This window comes from Pseudomonas sp. AC252 (assembly GCF_979258105.1).
The window spans coordinates 3,780,220-3,794,295 of record NZ_OZ409837.1 but is presented as its reverse complement, the minus strand read 5'-3'; the positions used below and the strand labels follow the sequence as shown (position 1 = coordinate 3,794,295).

14 protein-coding genes and 1 pseudogene are annotated in these 14,076 nt (G+C 60.1%); 12 read left to right on the top strand and 3 right to left on the bottom strand.

Going from position 1 to position 14,076, the window contains the following annotated elements; translation table 11 throughout:
* Positions 1 to 62 precede the first annotated feature (62 nt).
* Complete coding sequence (uraH, locus tag ACZZZ4_RS17345; RefSeq protein WP_024012214.1) at positions 63 to 416, bottom strand: hydroxyisourate hydrolase; 354 nt, start codon at positions 414 to 416, stop codon at positions 63 to 65.
* A gap of 420 nt (positions 417 to 836) precedes the next feature.
* Here uraH and puuE point away from each other — a divergent pair, with 420 nt between their 5' ends.
* The 8 genes from puuE to ACZZZ4_RS17305 all read left to right on the top strand — a co-directional run bounded on the left by puuE (position 837) and on the right by ACZZZ4_RS17305 (position 8,977).
* Positions 837 to 1,763, top strand: coding sequence for an allantoinase PuuE (gene puuE / locus ACZZZ4_RS17340; RefSeq protein ID WP_463548301.1), 927 nt, complete (start codon positions 837 to 839; stop codon positions 1,761 to 1,763).
* Positions 1,760 to 2,275, top strand: a complete 516-nt coding sequence (uraD, locus tag ACZZZ4_RS17335; RefSeq protein WP_039763804.1) for a 2-oxo-4-hydroxy-4-carboxy-5-ureidoimidazoline decarboxylase — start codon at positions 1,760 to 1,762, stop codon at positions 2,273 to 2,275. The genes puuE and uraD overlap by 4 nt, the downstream gene beginning before the upstream one ends.
* Before the next feature lie 87 nt (positions 2,276 to 2,362).
* The gene (gene alc / locus ACZZZ4_RS17330) at positions 2,363 to 3,364 is read left to right on the top strand and encodes an allantoicase (RefSeq protein ID WP_463548300.1); all 1,002 of its coding nucleotides are present in this window, start codon (positions 2,363 to 2,365) and stop codon (positions 3,362 to 3,364) included.
* A 120-nt stretch (positions 3,365 to 3,484) separates the two neighbouring features.
* Positions 3,485 to 3,988 (top strand): ureidoglycolate lyase, encoded by a 504-nt coding sequence (locus ACZZZ4_RS17325; RefSeq protein WP_039763801.1) that lies wholly within the window; start codon positions 3,485 to 3,487, stop codon positions 3,986 to 3,988.
* A 51-nt stretch (positions 3,989 to 4,039) separates the two neighbouring features.
* Positions 4,040 to 5,353 (top strand): urate hydroxylase PuuD, encoded by a 1,314-nt coding sequence (locus tag ACZZZ4_RS17320; protein ID WP_129999230.1) that lies wholly within the window; start codon positions 4,040 to 4,042, stop codon positions 5,351 to 5,353.
* Positions 5,354 to 5,521: 168 nt separating this feature from the next.
* On the top strand, positions 5,522 to 6,874 hold the full coding sequence (locus tag ACZZZ4_RS17315) for a nucleobase:cation symporter-2 family protein (protein ID WP_039763799.1): 1,353 nt from the start codon (positions 5,522 to 5,524) through the stop codon (positions 6,872 to 6,874).
* A gap of 162 nt (positions 6,875 to 7,036) precedes the next feature.
* Complete coding sequence (locus tag ACZZZ4_RS17310; protein ID WP_125918590.1) at positions 7,037 to 7,822, top strand: outer membrane protein OmpK; 786 nt, start codon at positions 7,037 to 7,039, stop codon at positions 7,820 to 7,822.
* Between the two features lie 369 nt (positions 7,823 to 8,191).
* Positions 8,192 to 8,977 carry an outer membrane protein OmpK gene (locus ACZZZ4_RS17305; RefSeq protein WP_039763795.1) on the top strand — a complete coding sequence of 262 codons (786 nt, stop codon included), beginning with the start codon at positions 8,192 to 8,194 and terminating at the stop codon, positions 8,975 to 8,977.
* Between the two features lie 130 nt (positions 8,978 to 9,107).
* Here ACZZZ4_RS17305 and ACZZZ4_RS17300 read toward each other — a convergent pair whose 3' ends face one another.
* On the bottom strand, positions 9,108 to 10,277 hold the full coding sequence (locus ACZZZ4_RS17300) for a patatin-like phospholipase family protein (RefSeq protein ID WP_463548299.1): 1,170 nt from the start codon (positions 10,275 to 10,277) through the stop codon (positions 9,108 to 9,110).
* Positions 10,278 to 10,312: 35 nt separating this feature from the next.
* Positions 10,313 to 11,244, bottom strand: a pseudogene (locus tag ACZZZ4_RS17295) (lipid A biosynthesis lauroyl acyltransferase).
* Positions 11,245 to 11,361: 117 nt separating this feature from the next.
* On the opposite strand from ACZZZ4_RS17295, the gene minC reads away from it, so the two are divergent.
* The 4 genes from minC to ACZZZ4_RS17275 all read left to right on the top strand — a co-directional run bounded on the left by minC (position 11,362) and on the right by ACZZZ4_RS17275 (position 14,061).
* A complete protein-coding gene (gene minC / locus ACZZZ4_RS17290; protein ID WP_041479318.1) occupies positions 11,362 to 12,099 on the top strand; it encodes a septum site-determining protein MinC in 738 nt (245 codons plus the stop codon).
* 169 nt (positions 12,100 to 12,268) lie between these two features.
* Complete coding sequence (minD, locus tag ACZZZ4_RS17285) at positions 12,269 to 13,081, top strand: septum site-determining protein MinD (RefSeq protein ID WP_007913953.1); 813 nt, start codon at positions 12,269 to 12,271, stop codon at positions 13,079 to 13,081.
* Complete coding sequence (minE, locus tag ACZZZ4_RS17280) at positions 13,081 to 13,335, top strand: cell division topological specificity factor MinE (protein ID WP_003223146.1); 255 nt, start codon at positions 13,081 to 13,083, stop codon at positions 13,333 to 13,335. The genes minD and minE overlap by 1 nt, the downstream gene beginning before the upstream one ends.
* Before the next feature lie 90 nt (positions 13,336 to 13,425).
* The gene (locus ACZZZ4_RS17275; RefSeq protein ID WP_039763788.1) at positions 13,426 to 14,061 is read left to right on the top strand and encodes an RluA family pseudouridine synthase; all 636 of its coding nucleotides are present in this window, start codon (positions 13,426 to 13,428) and stop codon (positions 14,059 to 14,061) included.
* Positions 14,062 to 14,076 lie beyond the last annotated feature (15 nt).

Below are 14,076 nucleotides of genomic sequence, written 5' to 3'. Positions count from 1 at the left end.
GGGCGAAAGACCAAAGAAGCTATATGCGCAGTCGCTTCCCGGTGGGGGCAGCTGCTTGGGGGTCAGCTGCCCCGATACGTGGAATAGCTGTAAGGCGAAATCAGCAGGGGCACGTGATAGTGCTCCTGCTCGGCGGAGATGCCGAAACGCAACACCACCACGTCGAGAAATGCCGGCTCGGGCAGTTGCACACCGCGGGCGCGGTAGTAATCGCCGGCGTGGAACTGCACCTGATAAACGCCAGTGCGATAATCGTCGCCTTGCAGCAACGGTGCGTCGACCCGGCCATCGCTGTTGGTTGTCGCACTGGCGACCAATTCCAGCTGCGAGCCTTCAACGCGGTACAGCTCGACCTTGATCGAGCTGCCCGGGCAACCGTGTGCAGCGTCCAAAACGTGAGTTGTCAAACGTCCCATTGATTCTGCGCGCCTGGCCACAACAAGCGGTCAGACCTCGCGCCTCCCGAAGTCAGTTGAAAAGGAGACCGCACCGTTTCAGAGCACGAAACGCTGCGGCGAGCGACTGATTAAGACACTTTTCAAAAAAATTGTACACAATAAAAACGACATTTTTCGCTTCACCCCCGCCATCCGGGCGTTTATCGCCAATCAACCAGCAAAGCGCCTGATCATTGAACCTTCTATTCATTAGCTGACTGGTCAGGCAGGTTTCTTGCACGCTGGAACCATTAACAGCAAAAGATGACAGCCGGTGAAAAATGCGAAAATTCAGGCTTACAAAATGTAAATAAAGTTGTATACAATCAGCCCATCGCTGTGACGCCAGCCTGCCAGGCCGCCACACCAATCTGTCAACGTACAAGAAGGAAGACTGCAGTGAGCGCTGACTACCCACGCGACCTGATCGGTTACGGCAGTAACCCTCCTCACCCACACTGGCCGGGCAATGCCCGGATCGCCCTGTCCTTCGTGCTCAATTACGAAGAAGGTGGCGAGCGCAACATTCTGCACGGCGACAAGGAATCCGAAGCCTTCCTGTCCGAAATGGTCGCTGCCCAGCCGCTGCAAGGCGCGCGCAACATGAGCATGGAATCGCTTTACGAGTATGGCAGCCGCACCGGGGTCTGGCGGATTCTGAAACTGTTCAAGGAATTCGACATTCCGCTGACCATCTTCGCCGTGGCCATGGCCGCCCAGCGTCACCCGGACGTGATCCGTGCGATGGTCGAGGCCGGCCACGAGATTTGCAGCCACGGCTACCGCTGGATCGACTATCAGTACATGGATGAAGCGCAGGAACGCGAGCACATGCTCGAAGCGATCCGCATCCTCACCGAACTGACCGGCGAACGTCCGCTGGGCTGGTACACCGGCCGCACCGGGCCGAACACCCGTCGCCTGGTCATGGAAGAAGGCGGTTTCCTCTACGACTGCGACACCTACGACGACGACCTGCCCTACTGGGAACCGAACAACCCGACCGGCAAGCCGCATCTGGTGATCCCCTACACCCTCGACACCAACGACATGCGCTTCACGCAAGTGCAGGGTTTCAACAAGGGTGACGACTTCTTCGAATACCTCAAAGACGCCTTCGACGTGCTTTACGCCGAAGGGGCCGAAGCGCCGAAAATGCTTTCGATCGGTCTGCACTGCCGCCTGATCGGCCGTCCTGGTCGCCTCGCTTCGCTCAAGCGCTTTATCGAATACGCCAAAAGTCATGAACAGGTGTGGTTCAGCCGTCGCGTTGACATCGCGCGTCACTGGCAAGAAACCCACCCGTACCAAGGGACTGCAAAATGAGCCGCTTTCAAACCCTGCAACCGTCGACCCTGAGCCGCGACGCTTTCGTCAAAGCCTTCGCCGACATCTACGAACATTCGCCATGGGTGGCCGAAAAGGCCTACGACCTCGGTGCGGACGCTTCGATCGACGAGATCGAAACCCTGCACCAGCGCATGAGCGATATCCTGTTGAGCGCCGATCATGCCAGCCAGCTGGCCCTGATCAACGCTCACCCGGACCTGGCCGGCAAAGCCGCCGTCCAGGGCCAACTGACCGAAGCCAGCACCCATGAGCAGGCTGGCGCCGGTATTCACCAATGCACGGCCGAAGAGTTCCAGCGCTTCACCGAGCTGAACGACGCCTACAAAGCCAAGTTCAAGTTTCCCTTCATCATGGCGGTAAAAGGCAGCAACCGGCATCAGATCCTCGCGGCGTTCGAAACGCGCATCAACAATTCGGTGGAAGCCGAGTTCAAATGCGCGCTGGCGGAGATCAACAAGATTGCCCTGTTCCGTTTACTGACTCTTTAGCAAGCCTGGCCCGAGCGTGAATGAACGCGCAAACGCCCAGGGCCCTGCGAGCATCCCCAGCCAACTTATCAAAGGCAGACAAGAAGAATGAAAGCTTACGCCGTACCTTTCGAAAAATACGTCAACCTGGCCGACGCCCGTCTGGGCACCAAGATCATTTCGGTCACCGATGACTGGTTCGCAGACGCCAATCGTCTGTTCCAACCGACCCCGGCCGTATGGAAGGAGGGCGTGTTCGATGACAACGGCAAGTGGATGGACGGCTGGGAGTCGCGCCGCAAGCGCTTTGAAGGTTACGACAGCGCGGTGATCCGTCTGGGCGTACCGGGCTCGATCAAAGGCGTGGACATCGACACTTCATTCTTCACCGGCAACTATCCGCCGTCGGCCTCGCTGGAAGCGTGCTTCCTGGCCTCGGGCGAGCCGGATGAAAACACCCAGTGGACTGAAGTGCTGTCGGCCGTCGAGCTGCAGGGCAACAGCCACCACTTCCACGAAATCAGCAACGACCAGGCGTTCAGCCACCTGCGCTTCAACATCTACCCGGACGGCGGTGTTGCCCGTCTGCGCGTGTACGGCATTCCGTTCCGCGACTGGTCCGCTGTTGGCGACAACGAGCAAGTCGATCTGGCCGCAGCCCTTAACGGTGGCCGCGCCCTCGCCTGCTCCGACGAACACTTCGGCCGCATGAGCAACATCCTCAACCCGGGCCGTGGCATCAACATGGGCGACGGCTGGGAAACCGCACGTCGTCGTACGCCGGGCAATGACTGGGTGATCGTCGCGCTGGGTCATCCGGGCGAGATCGAGAAAATCGTCGTCGACACCCTGCACTTCAAAGGCAACTACCCGGACACCTGCTCGATCCAGGGCGCGTTCGTCAAGGGCGGCACCGACAGCCAGATCGAAACCCAGTCGCTGTTCTGGCGCGAACTGCTGCCAAGCCAGAAGCTGGAAATGCACGCCGAACACACCTTCGTCGAGCAGATCAAGGCACTCGGCCCGATCACCCACATCCGCCTGAACGTGTTCCCGGATGGTGGCGTGAGTCGCCTGCGTGTATTGGGCAAGGTCGCTAAACAAGGTTGAACCCAATCGCTGGCAAGCCAGCTCCCACAGGTTTTGTGAACGCCACAGTCCACTGTGGGAGCGGGCTTGCCCGCGATGGCGATAGATCTAACAACACAGAATCCGGATAAGAAGAACAGCATGCGCACATTGACGATTGAACCGCTGACCAAAGAAGCCTTCGCCCCTTTCGGTGACGTGATCGAAACCGACGGCAGCGATCACTTCATGATCAACAACGGTTCGACCATGCGCTTCCACAAACTGGCGACGGTCGAAACCGCTACGCCTGAGGACAACGCAATCATCAGCATTTTCCGCGCCGACGCGCAGGACATGCCGCTGACCGTTTGCATGCTGGAACGCCATCCGCTGGGCAGCCAGGCTTTCATTCCGCTGCTCGGCAACCCCTTTCTGATCGTGGTCGCGCCAGTTGGCGATGCACCTGTATCAGGCTTGGTCCGCGCCTTCGTCACCAACGGCAGGCAGGGCATCAATTACCATCGCGGCGTCTGGCACCACCCGGTGCTGACGATCGAAAAGCGGGATGACTTCCTGGTGGTTGATCGCAGTGGCACAGGCAATAACTGCGATGAGCATTTTTTCAAAGAGGATGAGCGGTTGATCCTCGCCCCCCACCAATAAGAGAAGGTCCGATCACTCGACAACAAGAGTGACGGGCGAGAGGTAAAGACTGTGGAAGCACATCTGTTGGAATGGCTGAACCTGAGCGTGCGCTGGGTTCACATGATCACTGGCGTGGCCTGGATTGGCGCGTCGTTCTACTTCGTCTGGCTGGAGAACAACCTCAACCGCGTCAACCCGAAAACCGGTCTGGCCGGTGATCTGTGGGCGATCCACGGTGGCGGTATCTATCATCTGGAAAAATACAAACTGGCCCCACCGTCCATGCCGGACAACCTGCACTGGTTCAAGTGGGAAGCCTACTTCACCTGGATGTCGGGGATCGCGCTGCTGTGCGTGGTGTTCTACTCCAATCCAGTGCTCTACCTCGTGGCACCCGGCAGCGGCCTCAGCGGTCCTGAAGGTGTGGCCATCGGTATCGGCTCGCTGATCGTCGGCTGGTTCGTCTACGACTTCCTCTGCGATTCGGCCCTGGGCAAGAAACCTGCCCTGCTCGGCTTCATCCTGTTCGTGCTGATCATTGCCGCGGCCTATGGCTTCAGCAAAGTGTTCAGCGGGCGTGGTGCGTACCTGCACGTCGGCGCGATCATCGGCACCATCATGGTCGGCAACGTGTTCCGCATCATCATGCCGGCGCAACGCGCACTGGTGGCGGCGATCGCCGAGAACCGCACGCCGGATCCGGCGCTGCCGGCCAAGGGTCTGCTGCGTTCGCGACACAACAACTATTTCACCCTGCCAGTGCTGTTCATCATGATCAGCAACCACTTCCCGAGCACTTACGGCAGCCAGTACAACTGGTTGATCCTGGCCGGGATCGCGGTGTTGGCGGTATTGGTGCGTCACTACTTCAACACCCGTCACGACAGCCACAAGTTTGCCTGGACCCTGCCAGTGGCAGCGGTGGGCATGATCTGCCTGGCCTACGTCACCGGTCCGATGCCGATGTCGAACGCACCTGAAGTGGCCAAGGCACCGGCGAAAATCGAGTACCAACCGCTGCCGGAGACGGCATTGGGCGGTGGCGCGAAACCGGCCGAAGCGGCGCAACCTGCGGCACCCGCAGCTCCTGCGGCGGCACCTGCGCAAGCCTCGAATGCCGGCCCCGGTTTCGACAAAGTGCACAACGTGATTCAAGAGCGTTGCACGGTGTGCCATTCGTCCAAGCCGACCAGCCCGTTGTTCAGCGCAGCCCCGGCCGGTGTGATGTTCGACACCCCCGAGCAGATTCGCCAGAACGCCGCGCGCATTCAGGCGCAAGCCATCACCACACAGATCATGCCACTGGGCAACATCACCCAGATGACCCAGCAGGAACGTGACCTGATCGGTGCCTGGATTGCCCAGGGAGCGCAGACCAATTAATCGTTAAAAGCATCGCTGGCAAGCCAGCTCCCACAGGGTTTTGCATAGCCTGTGTGGGAGCGGGCTTGCCCGCGAATGGCCGCTCCGCGGTCTGCCTGATGCAAAGAAACAGCTGCAAGCAACCCGGCAGCTGTTAATCACAAGAATAAAAAAGATCCGAGGTGTTGCATGTCCGAGCTGTCCAAAGCGCGCATCCCCGACGCACCCGCCATTCAGCGTTTGCCCCTTTTGCAACTGATCCTGGTCGGTCTGCAACATGTTCTGCTGATGTACGGCGGTGCCATCGCGGTGCCGCTGATCATCGGACAGGCCGCTGGCCTGAGTCGTGAAGAAATCGCCTTCCTCATCAACGCCGACCTGCTCGTCGCCGGCATCGCCACCATCGTTCAGTCGCTCGGCATCGGCCCCATGGGCATCCGCATGCCGGTGATGATGGGTGCCAGTTTCGCCGCCGTTGGCAGCATGGTCGCCATGGCCGGCATGCCTGGCATCGGCCTGCAAGGAATCTTCGGTGCAACCATCGCCGCCGGTTTCTTCGGCATGCTGATCGCACCGTTCATGTCCAAGGTCGTGCGTTTCTTCCCGCCGCTGGTCACCGGCACGGTCATCACCTCGATTGGTTTATCGCTGTTCCCCGTGGCCGTGAACTGGGCCGGTGGCGGGGTCGACGCCGCGCAATTCGGATCGCCGATTTATCTGGCCATCGCCGCGCTGGTGCTGGCCACCATCCTCTTGGTTCACCGCTTCATGCGCGGATTCTGGGTCAACATTTCCGTGCTGATCGGCATGTGCCTGGGCTATGTATTGTGCGGCGTGATCGGCATGGTCGACCTCAGCGGCATGGCCAGCGCACCGTGGATTCAGTTCGTCACCCCGCTGCATTTCGGCATGCCCAAGTTCGAGCTCGCGCCGATTCTGTCGATGTGTCTGGTGGTGGTGATCATCTTCGTCGAGTCCACCGGGATGTTCCTCGCGCTGGGCAAGATCACCGGCCAGGAAGTCTGCCCGCGCATGCTCCGTCGCGGCTTGCTGTGCGATGCCGGCGCGTCGTTCTTTGCCGGTTTCTTCAACACCTTCACTCACTCCTCGTTCGCGCAGAACATCGGCCTGGTGCAGATGACCGGCGTGCGTTGCCGCTCGGTGACCATCGTTGCCGGTGGTCTTCTGATCGTCCTCAGCCTGCTGCCGAAAGCGGCGTTTCTGGTGGCGTCGATTCCCCCGGCGGTGCTGGGCGGTGCGGCGATTGCGATGTTCGGCATGGTCGCCGCGACTGGCATCAAGATCCTCCAGGAAGCTGACATCGGTGACCGCCGCAACCAGTTGCTGGTCGCGGTGAGCATCGGCATGGGCCTGATCCCGGTGGTGCGTCCGGAATTCTTCGCCCACCTGCCGCTGTGGATGAGCCCGATCACCCACAGCGGCATCGCCATGGCCACCCTCAGCGCGCTGACCCTGAACCTGCTGTTCAACATCCTCGGCGGCAAGGAGCGCGCAGCAATCAACGATTGCCATGCGCACTGATTGAAACCACCACACCACCTGTGGGAGCGAGCCTGCTCACGAAAGCGCTGTGTCATTCAACATTGATGGTGACTGACACAACCGCTTCGCGAGCAGGCTCGCTCCCACAGGGACTACGCAACTGCTTGTGCCTCAAACAATAAAAACAAGAGGGAGCAACAGATGATCCGCACGCAAAGCAACGTTCTGTTGAGTGGCGGCCTGCTGGCCGCGAGTCAGGCCATGGCCGGCGATCTGCTGCTGTGGCAGAGCAACAGCCTCAGCTATCTGTACGGCAAGAACTTCGCGATCAACCCGTCGTATCAGCAGACGGTGACCTTCGAGCACGCCGACAAATGGAAGTACGGCGACAACTTTCTGTTCGTCGACAAGATCTTCTACAACGGCAAGGAAGATCCGAACAAAGGTCCGCACACCTTCTACGGCGAATTCACCCCGCGCCTGTCCTTCGGCAAGATCCTTGATCGCAAGATCGAGTTCGGCCCGATCAAGGATGTGCTGTTGGCAATGACCTACGAGTACGGCGAAGGCGAAAGCGAGGCTTACCTGATCGGTCCCGGTTTCGATCTGAAAGTGCCCGGTTTCAATTACGTCACCCTGAACATTTTCCGTCGCCAGACCGAAGGCCCGCGCCCCGGCGATGGCGTCTGGCAAATCACCCCCGCGTGGTCCTACAGCTTCCCGCTGGGCAATTCCGATGTGCTGATCGACGGCTACCTCGACTGGGTCGTCGACAACGACGAGAACTCGCGCGGCACCTACCACGCCAACCTGCACATCAACCCGCAGATCAAATACGACCTCGGCAAAGCCTTGGGCTGGAGCCAGAAGCAGGTGTACGTCGGCACCGAGTACAGCTACTGGAAGAACAAATACGGCATTGAAAACAGCCACTCCTTCGATACCAACCAGAACACCGCCAGCCTGCTGCTGAAGGTGCACTTCTGAGATGGCCCGCAACCGTGCGCCATACCTGCCGTCGGTGCTCTGTTGCGGGGCACTTGAGCCTTGGCCGAGGAGTCAGTATTCTCCGCCGCCTTCCGAATTCGCTCTAAAAAAAGCCTGAATTCAATTTCTGACCGAAAAGCCAACTTATCCCGGCTGCGGTCAGTCCTGAGGCCTCCCGAAAACACGCTCGTCGACTGTTTTTCAGCAGCCGAACGGGCGTTTTTTGGTTTTTCGAAAGCCTTGGCGCAGCTTTTGCTACCAGCAATGAAAGCTGACCGATCGGATGAAATTTGCGGTACGAAAAAAGGCGCCACATCAGAGCGCCGATCTTAAAAAATAACGTGGAACACCTACTTTGGGAGCAACCGAATGAAACGTATGTGCACCAGCCTGATGCTGGCCGGATCGATGTTCGCCGGCGGCCAGGCGATGGCCGAAGGCCTGCTGCAGTGGCAGAACAACAGCCTGACCTACCTGTATGGCAAGGACTTCCAGGTTAACCCGCGCATTCAGCAGACCGTGACCTTCGAGCACGCCGATGCCTGGAAGTATGGGGACAACTTCCTGTTCATCGACAAGATCTTCTACAACGGCAAGGATGATGGCGGCGTCGGCTCCAACACCTACTACGGCGAGCTCAGCCCGCGCCTGTCGTTCGGCAAGATCTTCGATCAGAAACTGGCCTTTGGTCCGGTGACTGACGTGTTGCTGGCCATGACCTACGAGTTCGGTGAAGGCGATACCGAGGCGTACCTCATCGGTCCGGGCTTCGACCTGGCGATTCCAGGCTTCGACTACTTCCAGCTGAACTTCTATCAGCGTCACACCCAGGGCGCACGCGCCGGTGACAACGTCTGGCAGATCACCCCGGTGTGGTCCTACACCATCCCGGTGGGCAAATCGAACATCCTCATCGACGGCTTCATGGACTGGGTAGTCGACAACGACTCCAATTCCAAGGGCGACTACCACGCCAACCTGCACTTCAATCCGCAGGTCAAATACGACCTGGGCAAGGCGCTGAATTTCGGCGAGAAGCAGTTGTATGTCGGTGTCGAGTACGACTACTGGTCGGACAAGTACGGGATCAAGGACAGCCAGTACTTCAAGACCGATCAGAGCACCACCAGCTTCTTGGTCAAGTTCCACTTCTGACCCGGCGGCGTCCTCTCCGACGCCTTCGCTGGCAAGCCAGCTCCCACAGGTTTCCATGTGTATTCAAAAATTGTGAACGACACATGCCCTTGTGGGAGCTGGCTTGCCAGCGACAGCCGCGCCGCAAATGTCAGGCTGAAACCGCCTCGGATATCCGCAAAAACCGGCACAGCTCCTCGCGTTTGGCCAGCGCATCCCGCCGCCCCAACTCGATCAACTCGCTGCAATACCCCGCCTCGAACAGCAGGTAACTGAGCACCCCCGCCCCGCTCGTCTTGGTCGCGCCCGGCCCGCGCAGAAACAGGCGCAACGCCGCCGGCAGCTCCTGGCGATGGCGCGCGGCGATTTCGTCGATCGGCTGACTCGGCGCAATTACCAGCACTTCCACCGGCGCCACGCCCAGCGCGCGGGTCGGCGTGCCGGCCGGGAGCAAATGGCTGAACTGATTCAGACGCTGCAGCAACTCGATATCGCTCTCCAGACTGTCGATGAACGTGCTGTTGAGCATGTGCCCGCCGATCTGCGCCAGCGTCGGTTGCTGGCCGCTGTAGGCGCGTTCCAGCGGCTGCTGCGGATCGACGCCGCGCGGGTTGCCGCTGACGCCCACCACCAGCACGCGACTGGCACCCAGATGCAGCGCCGGGCTGATCGGCGCCGACTGGCGCACTGCGCCGTCACCGAAATATTCCTCGCCGATTTTCACCGGCGCGAACAACAGCGGAATCGCCGAACTCGCCAACAGATGATCAACCGACAGCTGCGTCGGCACACCAATGCGTCGATGCCGCAGCCAAGCGTCAATCGTGCCGCCGCCCTGATAGAACGTCACCGCTTGCCCCGATTCGTAGCCGAACGCGGTCACCGCCACCGCATGCAATTGCTTGCGTGCGATGGATTCGGCGATGCCGGCCAGAGGCAGTTTTTCCTCGAGCAGTTCGCGCAGCGGCGAACTGTTGAGCAGCGCCACCGGCATCTGCCGACCGAGGCCGAGCAGGCTGTGGCTGACGAAGCGGCTGGCTTGATGGATGACTCCGGGCCAGTCGCTGCGCAACACGCGGTGGCTGCGAAAGCCCTGCCAGAACTGGGTCAAGCGTGCGATGGCGGCGCGAAAGTCCGTGGCGCCACTGGCCAGGCTGACCGCATTGATCGCCCCGGCCGACGTGCCGACGATCACCGGAAACGGATTGTCCGCGCCGACCGGCAGCAATTCGGCAATTGCCGCCAGCACCCCGACCTGATACGCCGCCCGAGCCCCGCCGCCGGAAAGAATCAAACCTGTGACCGGTTCAGCAGGACTCATCGCAACACTCCACGGTGCTTGTCAGGACGGGTGAATCATCGACGCTTGGGATAAAGCTTCGGCTCGCCCGGTGGGCGACTCTTGAAGCGCCGATGCGCCCACAGGTATTGCTCGGGGCAGGCACGCAAAGCGCTCTCGACCCATTGATTGATGCGGATGCAATCGGCCTCTTCGCTCTCGCCGGGAAAATCTTCCAGCGGCGGATGAATCACCAGGCGATAACCACTGCCGTCGGCCAGACGCTCCTGAGTGAACGGCACCACCAGCGCTTTGCCTAGCCGGGCAAATTTGGTGGTAGCCGTCACAGTCGCGGCCTGAATGCCGAACAGCGGCACGAAGATGCTCTGCTTGGCGCCGTAGTCCTGATCCGGCGCATACCAGATCGCCCGGCCCGAGCGCAGCAGTTTGAGCATGCCGCGCACGTCATCGCGCTCCACCGCCAGCGAATCGAGATTGTGCCGCTCGCGGCCACGGCGCTGGACGAAGTCGAATAAAGGATTTTTGTGCTCACGGTACATGCCGTCGATGGTGTGCTGCTGGCCAAGCAGCGCCGCGCCGATCTCAAGAGTGGTGAAATGCGCAGCCATGAGGATCACGCCTTTGCCTTCGCGCTGCGCCTTCTGCAGATGTTCAAGGCCTTCGACGTGGGCCAGTTTCGCCAGACGTTCGCGCGACCACCACCAGCTCATCGCCATTTCGAAGAAGGCGATGCCGGTGGAGGCGAAGTTTTCCTTGAGCAGGCGTTTGCGCTCGGCGGCGGATTTTTCCGGGAAGCACAATTCCAGATTGCGCCGGGCGATGGTTCGCCGGTCGCTGGCGACGCGATACATCAACGCGCCCAAAACTCGACCGATGGTCAACAGCGCCGGATACGGCAGCTGCACGATCAGCCACAAAGCCCCAGGCCGCACCAGAGCGGCCAGAAGCGCGGAGCAAGATATGCTTTTCGAAAACGCGGGCGATCCATTAAAGCTTCCGTAAATACAGTGGCCGCGCATTCTACATCGTTCGACCCGGCTTGCGGCTCGCGGGCGTTCTCGTTATAAGTCTCGGCACTTTTAGTGACAAGCCGTTGTATGCCGACATGAGCCAAACCGACCCGTTAGACCAAGATCCCGTATTCCAGCTCAAGGGCAGCATGCTGGCCATCACTGTGCTGGAACTGGCCCGTAACGACCTCGAAAGCCTCGATCGGCAATTGGCCGCCAAAGTCGCCCAGGCGCCGAATTTTTTCAGCAATGCACCGCTGGTTCTGGCACTCGACAAACTGCCGCCGAACCAGGGCGCGGTTGACCTGCCGGGGCTGATGCGCGTCTGCCGCCAGCATGGCCTGCGTACCCTGGCCATCCGCGCCAGCCGCATCGAAGACATCGCCGCTGCCATCGCCATCGACATCCCCGTGCTACCGCCCTCCGGTGCCCGCGAGCGTCCACTGGAAACACCGGAAGCCGAAGTCAAAAAGAAGCCGGAAAAGCCACCTGAGCCGACCGTCAAACCGACCCGCGTAATCACCACGCCAGTACGTGGTGGCCAACAGATATATGCCCAGGGTGGCGATCTGGTAGTGGTCTCTTCGGTCAGTCCGGGGGCGGAACTTCTTGCCGATGGCAACATCCATGTATACGGCCCGATGCGCGGCCGTGCGCTGGCCGGCGTCAAAGGTGACACCAAGGCACGGATTTTCTGTCAGCAATTGAGCGCTGAACTGATCTCCATCGCCGGTCATTACAAGGTCTCCGAGGATTTGCGTCGCGATCCGATGTGGGGCTCGGGCGTCCAGGTCAGCCTGTCAGGCGACGTGTTGAACATCATTCGGCTTTAACGGATACTGCCGCATTTTCCAAGCATCTCTAAAACGTAGCGAAAACGGCTCAAACGAAGTAGGAAAAAGGCCCAAAGCCAAATTCCAGCCAAGGCTGTCCGACTGCAGTAGTTTTCAAGAGATGTTTTTCAGGGGCTGAACAGTCCTTCTTCCTTAGGGGTGAAACACCTTGGCCAAGATTCTCGTGGTTACATCCGGCAAGGGTGGTGTGGGTAAGACCACCACCAGCGCCGCTATCGGTACCGGTCTCGCTCTGCGCGGCCACAAAACAGTGATCGTCGACTTCGACGTGGGCTTGCGTAACCTCGACCTGATCATGGGTTGCGAGCGCCGCGTGGTGTATGACTTCGTCAACGTGGTAAACGGCGAAGCCAACCTGCAACAGGCACTGATCAAAGACAAGCGCCTGGAAAACCTCTACGTACTGGCGGCCAGCCAGACCCGCGACAAAGACGCGCTGACCGTCGAAGGCGTGGAAAAAGTCCTGATGGAGCTCAAGGAACAATTCGAGTTCGTCGTCTGCGACTCCCCGGCGGGCATCGAGAAAGGTGCGCACCTGGCCATGTACTTCGCCGATGAAGCGATCGTCGTGACCAACCCGGAAGTCTCCTCGGTACGTGACTCGGACCGTATGCTCGGCCTGCTGGCGAGCAAATCGCGCCGCGCCGAACGTGGCGAAGACCCGATCAAGGAACACCTGCTGATCACCCGCTACCACCCGGAGCGTGTTGAGAAGGGCGAGATGCTCGGCGTTGAAGACGTCAAGGAAATCCTTTCGGTAACCTTGCTCGGCGTCATCCCGGAATCCCAGGCGGTGCTCAAGGCTTCCAACCAGGGCGTGCCGGTGATTCTCGACGACCAGAGCGATGCCGGTCAGGCTTACAGCGATACCGTCGACCGCCTGCTGGGCAAAGAAAAAGCCCACCGATTCCTCGATGTCGAGAAGAAGGGATTCTTCGAGCGCCTGTTTGGAGGTAGGTAATGAACCTTTTTGACTTCTTTCGTGCCAACAAAAAGCCAAGTACCGCCTCGGTAGCGAAAGAGCGTCTACAGATCATCGTGGCGCATGAGCGCGGCCAGCGCAGCACGCCGGATTACCTGCCAGCCTTGCAGAAGGAGCTGGTCGACGTGATCCGCAAGTACGTCAACATCGGCAACGATGACGTACATGTTGCACTGGAAAGCCAGGGCAGTTGCTCGATTCTGGAACTCAACATCACCCTGCCCGATCGCTGAGTCGATCCGGCAGGTATGACGGCGGTTCAGGGCCATTCCCCGGTGGAATGGTCCTGAACCGCCGTTGGCATTTGTTACGAGGCTGTTTTAATGCCGCTGTCCAACATCCGCATCATCCATCAGGACGCCGCCGTGCTGGTGGTCGACAAACCGACCCTGCTGCTCTCGGTGCCCGGTCGCGCTGACGACAACAAGGACTGCCTGATCACCCGCCTGCAGGAAAACGGCTACCCGGAAGCGCGCATCGTCCATCGTCTGGACTGGGAAACCTCCGGCATCATCCTGCTGGCCCGGGATGCCGACACCCATCGTGAGCTGTCGCGGCAGTTTCATGACCGCGAAACCGAAAAGGCCTACACCGCTTTGGCCTGGGGTCAGCCGGAGCTGGACAGCGGCAGCATCGACCTGCCCCTGCGCTACGACCCACCGACCAAGCCCCGGCACGTGGTCGATCACGAATTCGGCAAGCATGCGCTGACCTTCTGGAAGGTGCTGGAACGTTGCGGCGATTGGTGCCGGGTTGAGTTGACGCCCATCACCGGCCGCTCGCATCAACTGCGCGTGCACATGTTGTCGATCGGCCACCCGCTGCTCGGCGACGGGCTCTATGCCCATGAACAGGCGCTGGCAGCCTGGCCACGTCTGTGCCTGCACGCCAGCATGCTCAGCTTCACTCATCCGCAAACCGGCGAACGCCTGCGCTTCGAGTGCCCGGCCCCGTTCTGACAGCCAGCACCGGCC

What these genes read in the sequence shown, in the direction of transcription:
- ACZZZ4_RS17310 (WP_125918590.1), top strand. Translation starts at nt 7,037, where the DNA reads ATGATCCGCACGCAAAGCAACGTTCTGTTGAGTGGCGGCCTGCTGGCC.
- ACZZZ4_RS17275 (WP_039763788.1), top strand. Translation starts at nt 13,426, where the DNA reads ATGCCGCTGTCCAACATCCGCATCATCCATCAGGACGCCGCCGTGCTG.
- uraD (WP_039763804.1), top strand. Translation starts at nt 1,760, where the DNA reads ATGAGCCGCTTTCAAACCCTGCAACCGTCGACCCTGAGCCGCGACGCT.
- ACZZZ4_RS17325 (WP_039763801.1), top strand. Translation starts at nt 3,485, where the DNA reads ATGCGCACATTGACGATTGAACCGCTGACCAAAGAAGCCTTCGCCCCT.
- ACZZZ4_RS17315 (WP_039763799.1), top strand. Translation starts at nt 5,522, where the DNA reads ATGTCCGAGCTGTCCAAAGCGCGCATCCCCGACGCACCCGCCATTCAG.
- alc (WP_463548300.1), top strand. Translation starts at nt 2,363, where the DNA reads ATGAAAGCTTACGCCGTACCTTTCGAAAAATACGTCAACCTGGCCGAC.
- minC (WP_041479318.1), top strand. Translation starts at nt 11,362, where the DNA reads ATGAGCCAAACCGACCCGTTAGACCAAGATCCCGTATTCCAGCTCAAG.
- ACZZZ4_RS17305 (WP_039763795.1), top strand. Translation starts at nt 8,192, where the DNA reads ATGAAACGTATGTGCACCAGCCTGATGCTGGCCGGATCGATGTTCGCC.
- ACZZZ4_RS17300 (WP_463548299.1), bottom strand. Translation starts at nt 10,277, where the DNA reads ATGAGTCCTGCTGAACCGGTCACAGGTTTGATTCTTTCCGGCGGCGGG.
- uraH (WP_024012214.1), bottom strand. Translation starts at nt 416, where the DNA reads ATGGGACGTTTGACAACTCACGTTTTGGACGCTGCACACGGTTGCCCG.
- minE (WP_003223146.1), top strand. Translation starts at nt 13,081, where the DNA reads ATGAACCTTTTTGACTTCTTTCGTGCCAACAAAAAGCCAAGTACCGCC.